This window comes from Bacillus sp. FSL H8-0534, from assembly GCF_038005885.1.
In the GTDB taxonomy this organism is placed as follows: Bacteria; Bacillota; Bacilli; order Bacillales; family Bacillaceae_G; genus Bacillus_A; species Bacillus_A pseudomycoides.
Genome location: NZ_JBBOUC010000002.1, coordinates 187,892 through 202,415, shown reverse-complemented (window position 1 = coordinate 202,415; position 14,524 = coordinate 187,892). Strand labels below are relative to the sequence as shown.

The following is a 14,524-nucleotide window of genomic DNA, read 5'->3' as shown; positions in this document are numbered from 1 at the left end:
TTCAATCACCTACACTTGCCCTTTAGAAAAAAGAAACAATCTCGCCTAAAATTGACTTTGCATAAGCTTAGCTTGATAGTGATGGGGTCCCGCCACACATCCATCAACTTAAGAATTTTATAGTACTCCAAAAATAATAAAATTGTACATTTTCACCTGGAGATGCCAATTTTCTCATTTTGGGGTCTTTATGTTCTGATGTGAATACATAAAAACAAGTAAAAGGAGTAGCAAAGCTGAAAAAAATGTTTTAATTTGAAGATGACTATCATGCCCTGTGGAAAAAATATTGTTTTCTAAAAGAATCTGTCTATTTTTGAGAAAAAAAGATTGGGAAGGGAACGAGTGAAAATAAAAAGAATACATCTACATAAATATTTTCAGAATATTGGGGGAGTTTTTATGAAGAAAAAGAAGTTGCTATCAATCACTGCATCAACTTTACTGCTTACATTTTGTATAGGCGGTTTTAATACTGCCGAGGCAGCTGGAACTCCAAAGTTTCAAATGCCTTTTCCTTGTGGACAGAAGTGGGAAGGACAAACTCGTTCTAATCATAGTCCAGCAAATTCTGTTGATTTTAACCGAGCAAACGATGAAGGAGATACTGTTGTAGCATCTGCTTCTGGCACAGTATCAAGAGTAGAAAATGAGGGAAATAGAAGTTATGGAAAATGGATTGAGATCAATCATGGAGACGGTTGGACTACTCGCTATGCACACTTAAGTACACAAAGCGTTAAAAAAGGACAAAAAGTTACGATAGGACAGAAAATTGGAACTGTGGGCAATACAGGAGGATCAACAGGTGCTCACCTTCATTTTGAACAAAGTTATCAGGGACAAGTCAAAAAAATTTCATTTAACGGCTCTCAAATTCATTATTGGGGTACAAAATCCTATACAAGTAAGAATAGTTGTAAAAAATAAATAGTAAGATCTTATTTCTTATACAATATGTGTTTCTTAAAGGGGTCACCTTACATTGTACTGACCCCTGTCAAGTAGACAGTAATTAAAACGCATAGTTAAGAAGTCTGAGTTCGATATTCGTATGGACTCAGGTTTTTTAACTTCTTTTGAAAACGATGATAGTTATAAAAATGAATATATTTATGTACGGCAAGTTTAACTTCTTCTACTGAACGAAATGAACTCAGATTAAAACATTCCGCTTTGAAATGAACGAATTTAATATTTTTCGGCACCAATCATCCCAATAGAGTAAACTCTATTGGGATAAATTATTGAACCTGATGTAAAAGTATTTCACAGCGTCTCATAGGACTTGTTTCAAAATAGGAGAGAAAATATAAGAGAAATAGGTTATATCTTTCTTGTGCAATTTAAAAATTATGAAATATTGCATAATTTTTTAAAAATTAAACCAACCGAATTATTAAATGTAGTAAAATATTACTTGTGGATACATTCTATAAAGCAGATTCGTTTTTAAAGGCGTAACACATCAATAAATTAACTTTATAGATGTGGTGTCATTCTACATTGATCTCAATTCTCTTGTATTTGTACACTAACAATCTGGTATAAATAATTGATTCTGTTTTATAGGATGTGTTTACACGTATAACTGGGGAAAAATACGGATATATTCATATTAAATTGAAGTGGTTCAAGTCAGAGAAAGACACTCGAGAGGGTGTCTTTTCTTATTAGGGTCACCATACATGCCCTTTAATTTAAGAAATTTTAATACCCCCAAGTACCAAAAAATGAAGTCTCATTCGTATAATTAAGTGATTTTTATGAACGTTTTTCTATTTATAAAATAGTAAGGTTCTGGATTCGCTTACGATAATTAATTGTAACTGTATATCGTTTTAAAATTAAAATTAGGTATAACTTCAGATGTGAAATAAATGGAAATTCACAAATGAAAAATAACGGCTTCTTTTATAAATAAAGGAAGCCGTTATCTGGATAAAGTTACTGGTTTTATAGATGATGAATACCCAGCCTGTAGATACTATCATATTTATTTACAGAAGACATTCTGCAATAAATTCCAAAAACCATGTGACATTTCTATTTTTAAGTTTTCAACAACCAGCCCACAACCACAACACGTAAAAATATAGTATGTATCTTTTTATTATGTAAAAATTATTTATCTAGGTAATATGAAAGGCCTTGATGTGGGTTTGAAACAAAGGCACGATGTTTTGAATAAAGTTGCGACGTTTCTAAAAAAGATACGATGCTTTATCTTTTCAATCAGAGACTTCTATATTAATAAAGGGGTTTAAAAGTAATGAAAAAAGCCTACTTTATATAAGAAGGTGTCGGTTTAAAATAAAGATGTACTGTTTTGAAATTATCAATACCTAAAACGTAAAAGGTGTTTCATTAAAAAATAGTTCTAGACTGAAAAGAAGCTTTCTGTACCTAAAGGCGAATGTGTTGGACGAGATGACTGGCGGAGTTGGAAGACAGCAGCGTATAAGAAAACCGCCTGTGAGGGCGGTCAATTTTTTACGTAGTAATGGAGTTCATGTAATCATCTGAAAAATGTATCTTAATGAGGCGCATTAAAATATGTCATTTTAATTTAACACTTTTATGATGTCATCTACAAATATTTTATCGATTTCATGTCCTTGGTTTGTTTGTTCTGAATCCATAATTATTCCTTGTGATTTCTCTTTGTCAATCCACAAATAGTATGTTTGAGTTGTTCCACTTAAAAAGTGAACATTTACTTTGTAATTTGACTTTTGCGTATTAGATGTATTTGAAAGTGTATTAAAGTTTGTATGTTGGATAGCGTTCACGAAAGCTCCAACATCAAATTGCTTTACGAATATGTAGGTCTTATCCCCCTCAACTTCAATAAATTCAATAGATTTATCTTTTATGGAGTGTATTCCTTCACCATCCTCCGCTGTATTATGAAGTACAATACCCTCTTCTGACTGGGCGCAATCTCTTAGCATATATGCTATACCATGTGTTTCTTGAGGAGTAACAAGCTTATTACATATATCCTTTCTATAATCGTTTTTGTACTTGTAAGTAAAAGTGAATTTTTCATCTTTATAAGTTACAGTTTCTAAAGTTGGTACTTTTGCTTCCTCGTCAGTTAAATAATTTTTAATTTGTATTTCGTCATTTTTCTTATTTTTTACATTTTGAGAAAATGTTCCAAATCGTTCTAGATTTTTAGATTTTTCTTTAGGTATATGTATAACAATCTCATCTTTTTTCACTTCAGTGGATGATTTCTCATTGTCATTACTACACGCAGTTAAAGAAGTGAGTGCTAAGCATAATGCCCCAACAATCAATGGTTTCTTCAAATTGAGTTCCTCCTAAAACATATTATGTATTTGATTATAACAATAATTCGCTATTTTTCCCTGAAAAACTTGCGCTTCGAATAGTTTAAGTTTAGACCACTTATCTCTATATGGGGTACGGAAACGCTTCTGGGTATGAGGGGCTACTCTAGGATTTAATTACAAGTAAAAAAAGAACTTTATTCAAGTTCTTTTAATCTACAAAAAACATAGAAATTGCCGAGTGGCTCAAAAAAGAAGTAATCGTTGCCGTCCCCCTATAAAAGGCTACAGAAATTTGCTAAGCGTATATTTTTGTTAAAATGTTGGCGGTACGCCATGGCCATCAAGCTACACTTATGTAAAATCAATTTCAACTTAAGAGCTTTCTATTTTCTGAAGACTAAGTATAAATTATTTAAAAGTTTGCACAAGAAATAAACCCTAAAGGGTTTCGTTTTTTTAATTAAGCTACATGATTGTGAGGCTTGGAACAATTGTACACGACGTCTAAAATATCAAAGACTGTCTTTTTCTCATATCGATGAGATTTCCGCCCGTTTTTGTGTAAAAAATCGAACAGACGAAGCAAGAGCTTTGATAGCTCTTGGATGTCTTTTTGTAGAGCTTGATAAAAAAGTGGATAATAATCTTTAATGATATAAACAGCTTTATATTCACTCAATTCTCGTTTCTTCTTGATGAGAAGTAATTGGCGCATTTGAAACATAGTGGAGGAACAAAGAAGGATGCTAATTAATTGTCCATATAGATGACACTCTAATCTTTCCAGTTTTACAGAGTTACATTGATGAATTCGAAAAAATGATTTCCATGTTTTAAAGATAAGTTCAATTTGCCAACGTAATGAGTAAAAATCATATACTTGTTCCTTTTGTAGACATTCCAAAGGAATATTCGTAATGTAAAAGTTAATTGCACTGAGACGTTTACTGCGTTCCTTATAGGTAATTTGCTTCTTGTGTTCTTTAGATGCTAAATCCTTTTGCCTACGTTTCATTTGCGTCTCAGTTAATTTATACAGAATTAGTCTTGTAGGAAGCTTTTGATACATTCCGATATAAATATCAGGAATTTCATATGTTTCACCTGGCTGTAATTGCTCAATAAATTGCTCCATATCTAGTTGGATGTACTCAGAATGTTTTTTTATCGTTCCATTCTGAAAGTATTCAGGCTCTTTGTTTTTCTGATATATACGAGTATTGAGCTTAAGTCGTAAGATGAAATAAGCATTGTACTTGTCTATGGTATGTAAATCTTTTAAGTCGAAGTATCCTAAGTCCCGTATACATACATCTTGCGGTTGAAGAGATTCGAGACAAGTAGAACCGTAAATTTTATCATTGTGCTTTCCAGCACCCACATGAACATGTAGAAATTGACCACTTAACAGATCGTACTCTAATTGAATTTTCATACCGGCACTTTGACCACTACCTCCTGAGCCTTGGTATGTAGAAACGAATTTATCTGGAACCTGAAAATGTGTAGAATCTAATACACGAATACGGTGAAAATAGTTTGTATACAAAGTTGAAATCTTGCTAGAAGAACAAAATTGTTGATGAAGTAAATACGCTAATACTTGTTGTAAAAACTGCACAGCTCTAGAATTAAAACGTTGATTGAGTCCTTCTGGACTCATAGAAATACCTGTGTTAGCTTCTAATAGACTACATAGTTGTGTCAATGAAGTGTTTGCTATGTTTTCGCTTAACCAAACACAAAGAGCTACTAAATCTTGTGCACGATATTTACTTTTCCGTTGAACAAATCCTATTTCTCTAGCTAACTGATCTAAAACATGTGGTGACATATGTCGTTGTAATTCTTTAGAAAATAATTGTAGTTCATCAGAAATCGATAGATTCATACAAAAACGCCATCCTTTCCTATGATTCTACAGAAAGAATAGCGTATTTTTTCATTTTAGGGAGGATTTTATTTTATTAGCTTAATAGCGTTGGGTTGCCGCCTGAATTCCAAAAAGCCCCAAATTTATTTTTAATTATAAAAACTATGACAAAATTTATCCGTTTTTTTCCGTTTTTCCTTTTTGCCTACTTGCTAAATTCAGCAAGTAAGATATTTTTAAAAGGATTAGGACTGTCAGTTCTACCCAAACTATTCCAATTGACGACCAACGTATGCTTGCCTCCAAGTTTACCTCCAACAAGAGTAGTAAACCCTAGAATGCCACCTGTGTGTCCCCATATCGAGACACCGCTTGGAAGCTTAGTTTCATAGATTCCAAGACCATATCCATCGATTCCTTCTTTTCCTGTAGGAACTGTAGTAAGCATTTGTTTTAGTTGCTGTTCTTTCAGTAATTTGCCACCGAGCAAGTAAGAGAAGAATTTGTTTAAGTCGTCAGCAGTAGAAATCATATCTCCAGCAGAGCTACCTGCACTTGGGTTATAATAAGTAACGTCTTTTAGCTCACTTGCTCCGTCTGGTTGGACATATCCACGGGCATGGTTGGTGCCTGGAATAACGCTTGAATTGCCAGGTAGGAATGTATTCGACAATTCAAGCGGTTCAATAATCCGATTTTCAATCTCTTCCGCATAGCTGTTTCTGGTTACTTTTTCAATAAGAATACCCAGTAATACATATCCTGTGTTTGAATAAGACCATCCATCTCCTGGGGAAAAGTCTGGGGGCAGAGAAATCCCCATCTTCACTAACTCTTCAGCCGTATACGATTTTTTTGTATCCGTAAAATCAGCGTCTTTTGACCTTGAGTATTCAGCGATACCACTTGTATGGTTCAATATGTGCCGAATAGTAATCTTGTTACCATCATATCCATTTCCTTGAATGGCACCAGGCAACCATTTTTCGATGTAGTCGTCTAGATTCAGGCGATTCTCTCCAGCTAATTGAAGTATAACCGTTGCGGTGAACGTCTTCGTCACACTCCCAATGCGAAAGCGAAAATCTGTTTTCATTGGCTTCTTGGTTCTCAGATCCGCTATCCCAGCGGCATACCCCCACGTTTTTCCACCCTCAGAAGTTTTAGCAAGTATCCCCGGGTATCCAAGTTGCAATGTATCCCGCATTGCTTGCTTGACGGAAGTACGATCTCGTTGAGTATTTGTTTGTAACGAACTAGATACATTTTGAGTGGGCTCTGCTTTTACAATTGAGGTTGGTGTTGTATATAACAGGGAACTTCCAGCTATTAAAAGGGCCAGACTTGCAAATGTAATTTGACTACGTATTTTCATAAGGCATTCCTCTCCTCTATTCATAGTGTATAGGTGGCTGTTTACTGTTCCTTACCTCCTAGGCTTAGGGAAAAGGCCCTCACTCATATAGATTAAAGCCCCAGTACAAAGGTATCTATCAATATCAACAATTTGAGCCATTTAAATCTCCATCCCTTCTATAACAAAATTATTTAAGGGTATGAAAGCATATTATGTATCCTTAGTTATTGTTAGGAGTAACACAACATGAGACATACCCTCAGCCCATATTTTACTTTATTTATCCATAATATGTATTGAGAAAGAATGTAAATTCGAATCATTTCCGTACCCCAACTATTGATCGTCTTTTTCACCTATTATCATTAGATATTTAGAATTTCATTATAAAAAACAACCAATCCCTTAACGTACTGGAAGCGGTTGAAAAATGTATCTAACGTACAATTTACTTTTTTTGATATGGTGACCCCATCGCCATCAAGCTAAGGTTTTGAAGTACCCCCTAAATGAAAATTTTCTTTCTCTACAGTTAGTTACTCTGAAAAGTCAGCTCATTTTTTCGTTTTGGGGGCATTATAAAATTCTTAAGTTGATGGGCATGAGGCGATACCCTTTTTTGCAACGAAGAATGTAGCAATTGATAATGAATTAATTACCCAAGAATCTGTTAATCAATTAGAAAGAAAAGTTGAACAAAGAAGGAGTACAGTTACTAAGCAGACCGAATCTAAAGTGGTTGATCAGGAAAAACAGTTTGAGCCATTCGCGAATTTTGCACAATTCCAAAATGTTGCAAAGAAAAAAACAAGAGGTGGAATTGAAACGATAGATGGCATGCTTACACAATTCAATAAAGAAAAACTTGAGAACGAGAAGTGATTTTTTATTGGCCTATATCCTTTACGCAGATAGTCACAAGAGTTAATATGTATAACATATAAACTAAAGAATAGTTGTTATAAAATTCGTAACAAAAATTCATATGAAGGGTATTAAAAGTATGGAGAAAAAAATTTTATCTGAGACAGTAAATGACATGATATTATCTGGTAAGAAAGTTGATACAATTAAAAATAAAGATGAAATTAAAAGAGTATTTGCCAATGAAGGAATACCCTTTTTTGATAAAATGATTGATTTTCAAGTATCATTTGGTGGCATTTGGTATAAAATTGGTGAAAGATTTTATACAGGTTTCCGAATGGATATGTTTTTCTTCAATGAATTTGAAGAAAAATATGAACTTAAATTTTTTAAAAAAGAAAACGGAAAATACTATGTTCAATGTATGGATTATCATTATGCAGGAGATTTTGGACCTTGTATTGATGAGGATGGGAAAATATATCATTTCTGCATGGGACGTTTTTTCATTAGTGCTGAAAATATAGAAGAATTTTTAGACGATGATGCAATTAAATATTATATGGTTAATAAGCATAAAAATTGGCTAACACGTGGGGCTAAAATTAGTGAAATTGATGAGTTTAAAAAAACGGAAGCTTTAAATAAAATTAAGAGAGAATCATTTTCAGATAAATATTTTGAGTGGTGGTGCAATACCGAAGAAACAATTTTCGTAAGAATTGATTTAGTAAATAAATATAGTTATGCAGAAGTATATTGTAAAGACCAAAAGATATTAGAGCAATTGTATAAGTCGGACATACCAGTAAGTGTTTTTCCACCTAATAACTGAAAATAAATATTAATATTGAACCAAAGTAGTTTATTTTAGGGGTCCGGCCACATCGCCATCAACTTAACACAAATAAACTACCCCCAAACGATAAAATTGAGCAATTTATACAGAATTATCGTTTGGGGGTAGTCCTAAATTCTTAGCTTGATGGGCATGTGGCAGGACCCCTAATATCTATTAATAAAAGCAGTTTTTCTCGGATAGTTGAGGGCATCATCCTCAAAATAGATGGATATATATTCAAATAATAATATTATAATATAACATTAAAAAATATACGCCAAGCCTATGATTATGCATCCGTCTTGGCGCTTTCCTTTAAACAATACCTAAGTTCGGTTTCAGTCTTCGATCGCTTGGTAGACCGTGATCCAGAAGTCTTGGATAAGATGCGATGAGTCCGGAGTGGACATCCCAACCTGGGTGAACAGGATTCCAGTAAACTGTTTGTCTGGATCAGCGTAAGCTGCAGTGCCGGTTCCGCCATCCCAGCCGAACTGACCGATAGACGCGTAGTCTCCAAGATAGGTACGCACCGCCATCCCAAAGCCCCAGCCGCCTTGTATCCCTTGTCCAAACGACAAATGGACGTTGTTTTTGGCCAAATCGTCTCGGTATACTTGTTGTTCAGGAGTAAGACGGTTGGTGGTCATCAGCCGGACTGCAGGTCGGGACAGGATCCGTTTGGTTCCGTGCATCCCTTTGTTCAACAGCATCTGCAAATACGCGTGATAATCGTCGACGGTTGCGAGCAGCCCACCACCGCCTGCTTGGAATGCTGGAGGTTTGCTGTATCGTCCGCCTGCACCCTCATCCCACACGATGAACTCACCTGTCTGCGGATCAGGGTTGAAGGCAGGTGGAAGCCGGTCAATCTTGCGCTCAGGCACGTAGAAGCCAGTGTCCTTCATTCCCAGTGGATCGAAGATGCGTTCGCGCAGGAACGACTCGAATATCTGACCCGTGACCCTGGCAACAAGCACGCCGAGCACTTCAATACTGATATGATACTGCCACCGCTCTCCGGGCTGGTAGCTTAGCGGAAGTGCACCTAGGCGACACATAAACTCATCTGGATCGGGCATATCCTGCCCTGGCGTGTCGAATATCCCACTCTCGAAGAACGCGTTCATGATCGGAGAACCCATCAACGTGAGATCCACTCCGAGCCCGAATGTGGAGGTCAACAGGTCTCGTACAGTGATAGGACGCCGTGCTGGGACGGTCTCTTCCAGCGGACCATCGGGCCGTTTCAACACCTGCCGGTCGGCGAGTTCGGGCAGCCATTTGTCTACTGGGTCGTCCAAATGCAGTTTGCACTCGTCGAGCAGAACCATTACCGGTGAAACTGCGATCGGCTTGCTAGTGGACGCCAATCGAAAGATCGTGTCCCGACGCATTGGTGCGCCACCATCATGCCTCATTGTTCCAAGCGCTTCGACGTGCGTCTCGCCGTTTCGGCTGACTAAGGCGACGAGCCCAGGAATCTTTCCAGAATCGACATGCTGCGCCAGTACATTGCGCATTTTGCGCAACCCTGTTTCAGAAAAGCCTTTATTGTTTTGTCCCATTTTGTTCTCCTTTAGTTTAGATTGAGATTTCTAATACATATTGGCTAACAATTATTAGTTCTTCAAATAGAAAAATTCCCCTTTTTAATAATTTCGACAAAATGTATTTATGTATATGGGGTCACCATACATCACTATCAACCTAAGATAAATTTATATCCATAATTCACAGAAAACGTTATTCTTTTTGTAGAAATATACAGAAAGGATGGCGTTTTTTTATGAATCTTTCGATTCAGGATGAATTTCATTTGTTTGCTGAAGAACTACAGCGATATTTATCTCCCGATACCCTTCAACAACTTGCACAGGAAACAGGTTTTGTAAACGTAAAAGTAAATATGGGGCACGAAATTTGGCTGCTTTATGTATTTGGATTAGTCAACATGTAGCAAGCGATTCTCTCACTCGGTTATGTAGTCAACTTTATGCGAATACAACTACACTCATGAGTCCAGAAGGACTTAATCAACGCTTTAACCGATGCGCTGTTTTATTCCTACAGTGTGTATTTTCTCGTTTAGTTAAAAGCCAACTAAACGGTTCATCTCAAATTCCAAACCAATACACTTCCTATTTTCAACGTATACGTATTTTAGATGCTACTATTTTTCAAGTACCCAATCATTTAGCTCCTATTTATCCTGGTTCAGGAGGATGTGCACAAACAGCCGGTATTAAGATTCAACTAGAGTATGATTTACATAGTGGGAAATTCCTCAATTTTCAAATGGAACCAGGTAAAAATAATGATAAAACCTTTGGTACAGAGTGTTTAGATACCTTATGCCCAGGAGATTTATGTATTCGAGATTTAGGATATTTTTCTCTAAAAGATTTAGACCAGATGGATCAACGAGGGGCATTCTACGTTTCACGGTTGAAATTAAATAATAGAGTATATGTAAAAAATGAATCGCCAGAATTATTTCGGGATGGGACAGTTAAAAAGCAATCTTTATATGTTTTACTTGACCTTGAAGATATCATGCATCAGATAAAACCAGGAGATACTTATGAAATTCGGAATGTCTATGTTGGACAACAAAAATTACCCTCACGAGTTGTAATATACAGACTTACATCAACTCAAATTCATAAACGTAGGAAACAGCAATCTTATGTTGAAAAGAAAAAAGGAGTTACATACTCTGAAAGAAGTAAACGTTTAACAGAAATCAATGTTTATATTACCAACATACCATGGGAAATTATTCCGATGGAACAGGTCCATGATATCTACTCACTACGTTGGCAAATAGAAATTGTATTTAAAACATGGAAGTCTCTATTTGGTATCAATCATTGTCACAATATTAAGCGAGAGCGTCTAGAATGTCATCTTTATGGACAGTTAATCGCTATTTTTCTTTGTTCTTCTACTATGTTCAAAATGCGACAGTTGTTACTACAAAAAAAACAAAAAGAATTAAGTGAATATAAAGCAATTTATATGATTCAAGATCATCTATACTTAGTATATAAGGCTATCCAACAAGACACCCAAGAAGTATCAAAAACTTTCCTTCGTCTGTTTGACTTCTTACAGAAAAACGGACGGAAATCCCATAGATATGAGAAAAAGACAGTCTTTGATATTTTAGGCATTGTTTATCAGTGCACTGTATCCAATCTAAAGCGGAAAACTGCATAATCTTTAAAAATATACCTAATCAAGGTTTATTTGGAATGCGTATTTTTAAAAACAAATAAACAAACTATCAAGCATGTGGGCATCAAGAACGGAAGTTCGTGGAATACCCAACCTTAGCTTGATGGGCATGTGATGTTACCCCTTTTTGGGATTTATGTTAATAATACCTTATGATGTGGTAAAATTTAGGTGTTCTATTAATGTGAATATACATGAAGTTTAGAAAAGAAAGAGGAGGATTTTTATGGTCAATAATTATATAAATAAAAAAGATCATCTTTTTTATAAAAAACGTTTTTATAATGTTTTAGCCTCAATTCCTTTTGTAGTTATCACTCTAATAGTAACTTATTTATCAGATTTGGGATTAACTTTTTTGCAACCTTAACTGGAATTTCAGTAATAACTTTATTAATTCAGTTCATTTATTATTATTCAAATTGGAAAAAATCTCTTAAGTTAATGGTTTTATGAATAAAAAGTCTCTTCAGAAGATCTGAAGGGACTTTTTGAGATTTTTAGATACATGGACTACTGATAAGTGGGATTATGGTAACTAAAATTTATAAGAATAACCCCTTACCACTTCAAAGGTAAGGGGTTATTCTACTGCTGTTGTATAGAATAAATAAAGCTATTTTTTTTGTTTTATTTTAGAAATTCCAAATCCAATAGCAATGCCAATTATTATACCCAGAGCAAGGTTATTAATAAGCAACCCGAAGGTTGTCCCCAAGCACATTCCTATAGATATTCCAATTACCGTTTTTGCATCACTTTGTATATTCTTATTCAAAAAGATATACCTCCTTTCTTTTAAACTATAAATTGTAAGGTTCAAACAAATGACATATTTATAGTGTCGTAAAGATAAATAACAATAAATTAAATTAATTATATAATAAAATTAATTTAATTTGCGCATCTATATTATAAAGGCTTAATTTATAATTCTTTGAATGTATACTTTTATTTATATTTTTGAGGATACCAAGGGAGTTGGGATTAATCTAACGAGATTAAAAAAATGAAAGTAAACTTATGGGTAAAAGTTTACTTTCGATTTTTTAACATTTACAACTAATTTTGTAATAAATTTCTCAATATAGATATAGCTGTTATAGGGGTCACCATACATAGCCATCAACTTAAGAAATTGATTGCTCCCCACAACGATAAAAATAAACTTGGTTACCATAAAAGACATCACGTTTTCATTCTGAAAGCATTATAAAAGTTGATTATGCAGGTACCGATTATTAAAGAAATAATGCAATAAGATTAATCGCTACATCAATAAAGATAATGTATATAAAAAAACACCTTTCATTAATGACTAATGAAGGGTGTTTTGAATTAATATTATAGTTCATCTTCTTCCGCTTTTTTACTATTATATTTACTATATCCATTCATGCATAGGCCAAAAAAAACGCCGCCTATACTGTTCCCAATAAGGTCCCTCATGGTAATTGATTCTCCAGATAAATGTGTTAATAAAGTATATAAAACAAAGAAAATAAAGCCTGAAAATATCGATTTTCGTATCAATGTTTTATTATTTGCAAAACGTAAGTATATTTTTTTGACTCTCATCATTATAACTATATAAAGTGATGTCGTTAAAAGAATAATTAAAGCTAAAATACCAAGTGATGTAACCTCTTTATTTAAAATCAAATCATATAGGATAGCTCCAAAACAGATAAAAAGAGCTAGAATTCCGGCGTTTGCCATTATTTCGAAGGCAGTATTTTGTTCTCGTTCATCAACAGAAGTACCTTTTCCGAAAAGATATAATTTTAATAACTTAGACATTAATCTTCCTCCCAAAATAAATCATTTAATGTAACACCTAGACTTTTACAAATTTCAATACATAATTTCAAAGATGGGTTGTATTCGCCTTTTTCTATTAGACCGATTGTCTGTCTACTTACGTTTGTTAATTTTGCTAATTCCCCCTGTGTCATACCCTTTTCAAGTCGAATTCGCTTTACTTTGGTAAGCATATTAGAAGCCTCCAATACATTTATTTCCTTTGTAATATATATATTACATTAGTAATATATATACGTCAATGGTTAGAGGTTTTAACACCTTATATTTCCAGGGATATCCCTCTATACAAATCAACTTTATAAATTTGTATCCTATGACCTTCTTTTGTTTTAATACGCATATGTGCATTGGCTTTTTGTATCATTTGCATAAAGTTTGGTAATTTAAAAAAATTGATAATTTGTATGAAAGTTGGATAAAAACTGTTTCTTATTTTTGAAGAGATCTCTAAGGATTTAAGTTACTTTTCAAAGCTACAAACAGCTACTATTTTATGATATGAAGTTGTTTTTTAGTTTTATGTAACTTATACTTTACATAAGGTAATATATAAGTTACATTATTCTGTGGAGGGTGTTATATGAAAAATCACGTGAAAATTGCTCGTGTCAAAGCAGATTTAACACAACAGCAGCTTGCTGATGCAGTTGGTATTACAAGGCAAACCGTCAGCTTGATTGAAAAAGGGAAATATAACCCGTCACTAAAGCTATGTTTACAAATTTGCTATGCCGTAAATGCAAACTTAGACGAAATATTTTGGATAAATCAGGAGGATTTTGAATGAAGAAGATTACAGATGAAAGACTCATTTTAAGGAATTTGAAAAATATTAGAATTACGTATATTGTCCAAACAATCGGGATCTTATGTATCCTTGGTTACGAGTTCTTTCAAGGTGGACTTGATGGGATGCGTGAAAACCCACTTTGGATGGTATTTATTTTAACATCTGTTGTATCTGCATATTTATCGATGAGTGTTAGTGTGGAACATGAAAAGGAAATAAAAAATCCAAAGAAATCACTTATTGTTAGTATGGTAGTACTAACTATTATTGTAGTGACTGTTGCATATCTTATTTCTATTACACCAAACTTTAGCTGGATTGATGGTCTATTATTAGGAGCTATTGTATTTATTTGTGGATTTATACCGCTGTATTATGTATATAGATTAAGAGTAAAGCAAGAACAAGATTTAGAAGATGAATAGAGAAA

The 14,524-nt window shown here is 34.2% G+C and carries 13 protein-coding genes and 2 pseudogenes; 7 read left to right on the top strand and 8 right to left on the bottom strand.

Features of this window, described 5'->3' with window-relative positions:
* Positions 1-402: 402 nt before the first annotated feature.
* A complete protein-coding gene (locus MHH71_RS28000) occupies positions 403-930 on the top strand; it encodes a M23 family metallopeptidase (RefSeq protein WP_018783672.1) in 528 nt (175 codons plus the stop codon).
* Between the two features lie 98 nt (positions 931-1,028).
* Here the strand turns inward: MHH71_RS28000 and MHH71_RS30740 are convergent, their stop codons facing one another.
* From MHH71_RS30740 to MHH71_RS27985, 4 genes are all read right to left on the bottom strand, one after another.
* On the bottom strand, positions 1,029-1,208 hold the full coding sequence (locus tag MHH71_RS30740) for an IS3 family transposase (protein WP_167535699.1): 180 nt from the start codon (positions 1,206-1,208) through the stop codon (positions 1,029-1,031).
* A gap of 1,356 nt (positions 1,209-2,564) precedes the next feature.
* Positions 2,565-3,317 (bottom strand): DUF4362 domain-containing protein, encoded by a 753-nt coding sequence (locus MHH71_RS27995; protein ID WP_033799543.1) that lies wholly within the window; start codon positions 3,315-3,317, stop codon positions 2,565-2,567.
* A 445-nt stretch (positions 3,318-3,762) separates the two neighbouring features.
* Complete coding sequence (locus MHH71_RS27990; protein ID WP_006097613.1) at positions 3,763-5,193, bottom strand: IS4 family transposase; 1,431 nt, start codon at positions 5,191-5,193, stop codon at positions 3,763-3,765.
* Positions 5,194-5,380: 187 nt separating this feature from the next.
* A complete protein-coding gene (locus tag MHH71_RS27985) occupies positions 5,381-6,550 on the bottom strand; it encodes a serine hydrolase domain-containing protein (RefSeq protein WP_078212152.1) in 1,170 nt (389 codons plus the stop codon).
* Between the two features lie 717 nt (positions 6,551-7,267).
* Here MHH71_RS27985 and MHH71_RS27980 point away from each other — a divergent pair.
* On the top strand, positions 7,268-7,414 hold the full coding sequence (locus MHH71_RS27980; RefSeq protein WP_006097276.1) for a hypothetical protein: 147 nt from the start codon (positions 7,268-7,270) through the stop codon (positions 7,412-7,414).
* 121 nt (positions 7,415-7,535) lie between these two features.
* Complete coding sequence (locus MHH71_RS27975) at positions 7,536-8,234, top strand: NADH dehydrogenase (protein WP_033799434.1); 699 nt, start codon at positions 7,536-7,538, stop codon at positions 8,232-8,234.
* 344 nt (positions 8,235-8,578) lie between these two features.
* Here the strand turns inward: MHH71_RS27975 and MHH71_RS27970 are convergent, their stop codons facing one another.
* Complete coding sequence (locus MHH71_RS27970) at positions 8,579-9,808, bottom strand: serine hydrolase domain-containing protein (protein ID WP_033799433.1); 1,230 nt, start codon at positions 9,806-9,808, stop codon at positions 8,579-8,581.
* A 221-nt stretch (positions 9,809-10,029) separates the two neighbouring features.
* On the opposite strand from MHH71_RS27970, the pseudogene MHH71_RS27965 reads away from it, so the two are divergent.
* Positions 10,030-11,462 (top strand): annotated as a pseudogene (locus tag MHH71_RS27965) (IS4 family transposase).
* Positions 11,463-11,706: 244 nt separating this feature from the next.
* Positions 11,707-11,936, top strand: a pseudogene (locus tag MHH71_RS27960) (hypothetical protein).
* Positions 11,937-12,096: 160 nt separating this feature from the next.
* Here MHH71_RS27960 and MHH71_RS27955 read toward each other — a convergent pair.
* The 3 genes from MHH71_RS27955 to MHH71_RS27945 all read right to left on the bottom strand — a co-directional run bounded on the left by MHH71_RS27955 (position 12,097) and on the right by MHH71_RS27945 (position 13,474).
* Positions 12,097-12,258 carry a hypothetical protein gene (locus tag MHH71_RS27955; protein WP_006097342.1) on the bottom strand — a complete coding sequence of 54 codons (162 nt, stop codon included), beginning with the start codon at positions 12,256-12,258 and terminating at the stop codon, positions 12,097-12,099.
* Positions 12,259-12,824: 566 nt separating this feature from the next.
* A complete protein-coding gene (locus MHH71_RS27950; RefSeq protein ID WP_006097343.1) occupies positions 12,825-13,280 on the bottom strand; it encodes a hypothetical protein in 456 nt (151 codons plus the stop codon).
* Complete coding sequence (locus MHH71_RS27945) at positions 13,280-13,474, bottom strand: helix-turn-helix transcriptional regulator (RefSeq protein ID WP_000956453.1); 195 nt, start codon at positions 13,472-13,474, stop codon at positions 13,280-13,282. The genes MHH71_RS27950 and MHH71_RS27945 overlap by 1 nt, the downstream gene beginning before the upstream one ends.
* 410 nt (positions 13,475-13,884) lie before the next feature.
* Between MHH71_RS27945 and MHH71_RS27940 the strand changes: the two genes are divergently transcribed.
* Together MHH71_RS27940 and MHH71_RS27935 are read left to right on the top strand one after the other, a co-directional pair.
* Positions 13,885-14,091 carry a helix-turn-helix transcriptional regulator gene (locus tag MHH71_RS27940; protein WP_006097344.1) on the top strand — a complete coding sequence of 69 codons (207 nt, stop codon included), beginning with the start codon at positions 13,885-13,887 and terminating at the stop codon, positions 14,089-14,091.
* A complete protein-coding gene (locus MHH71_RS27935) occupies positions 14,088-14,519 on the top strand; it encodes a hypothetical protein (protein ID WP_033799451.1) in 432 nt (143 codons plus the stop codon). Before MHH71_RS27940 ends, MHH71_RS27935 begins: the two co-directional genes overlap by 4 nt.
* Positions 14,520-14,524 lie beyond the last annotated feature (5 nt).

Bases quoted from the DNA above. Each gene is read 5' to 3' on its own strand.
- MHH71_RS27940 (WP_006097344.1), top strand. From the start codon at position 13,885: ATGAAAAATCACGTGAAAATTGCTCGTGTCAAAGCAGATTTAACACAA.
- MHH71_RS27945 (WP_000956453.1), bottom strand. From the start codon at position 13,474: ATGCTTACCAAAGTAAAGCGAATTCGACTTGAAAAGGGTATGACACAG.
- MHH71_RS27990 (WP_006097613.1), bottom strand. From the start codon at position 5,193: ATGAATCTATCGATTTCTGATGAACTACAATTATTTTCTAAAGAATTA.
- MHH71_RS27985 (WP_078212152.1), bottom strand. From the start codon at position 6,550: ATGAAAATACGTAGTCAAATTACATTTGCAAGTCTGGCCCTTTTAATA.
- MHH71_RS28000 (WP_018783672.1), top strand. From the start codon at position 403: ATGAAGAAAAAGAAGTTGCTATCAATCACTGCATCAACTTTACTGCTT.
- MHH71_RS27975 (WP_033799434.1), top strand. From the start codon at position 7,536: ATGGAGAAAAAAATTTTATCTGAGACAGTAAATGACATGATATTATCT.
- MHH71_RS27935 (WP_033799451.1), top strand. From the start codon at position 14,088: ATGAAGAAGATTACAGATGAAAGACTCATTTTAAGGAATTTGAAAAAT.
- MHH71_RS27970 (WP_033799433.1), bottom strand. From the start codon at position 9,808: ATGGGACAAAACAATAAAGGCTTTTCTGAAACAGGGTTGCGCAAAATG.
- MHH71_RS27950 (WP_006097343.1), bottom strand. From the start codon at position 13,280: ATGTCTAAGTTATTAAAATTATATCTTTTCGGAAAAGGTACTTCTGTT.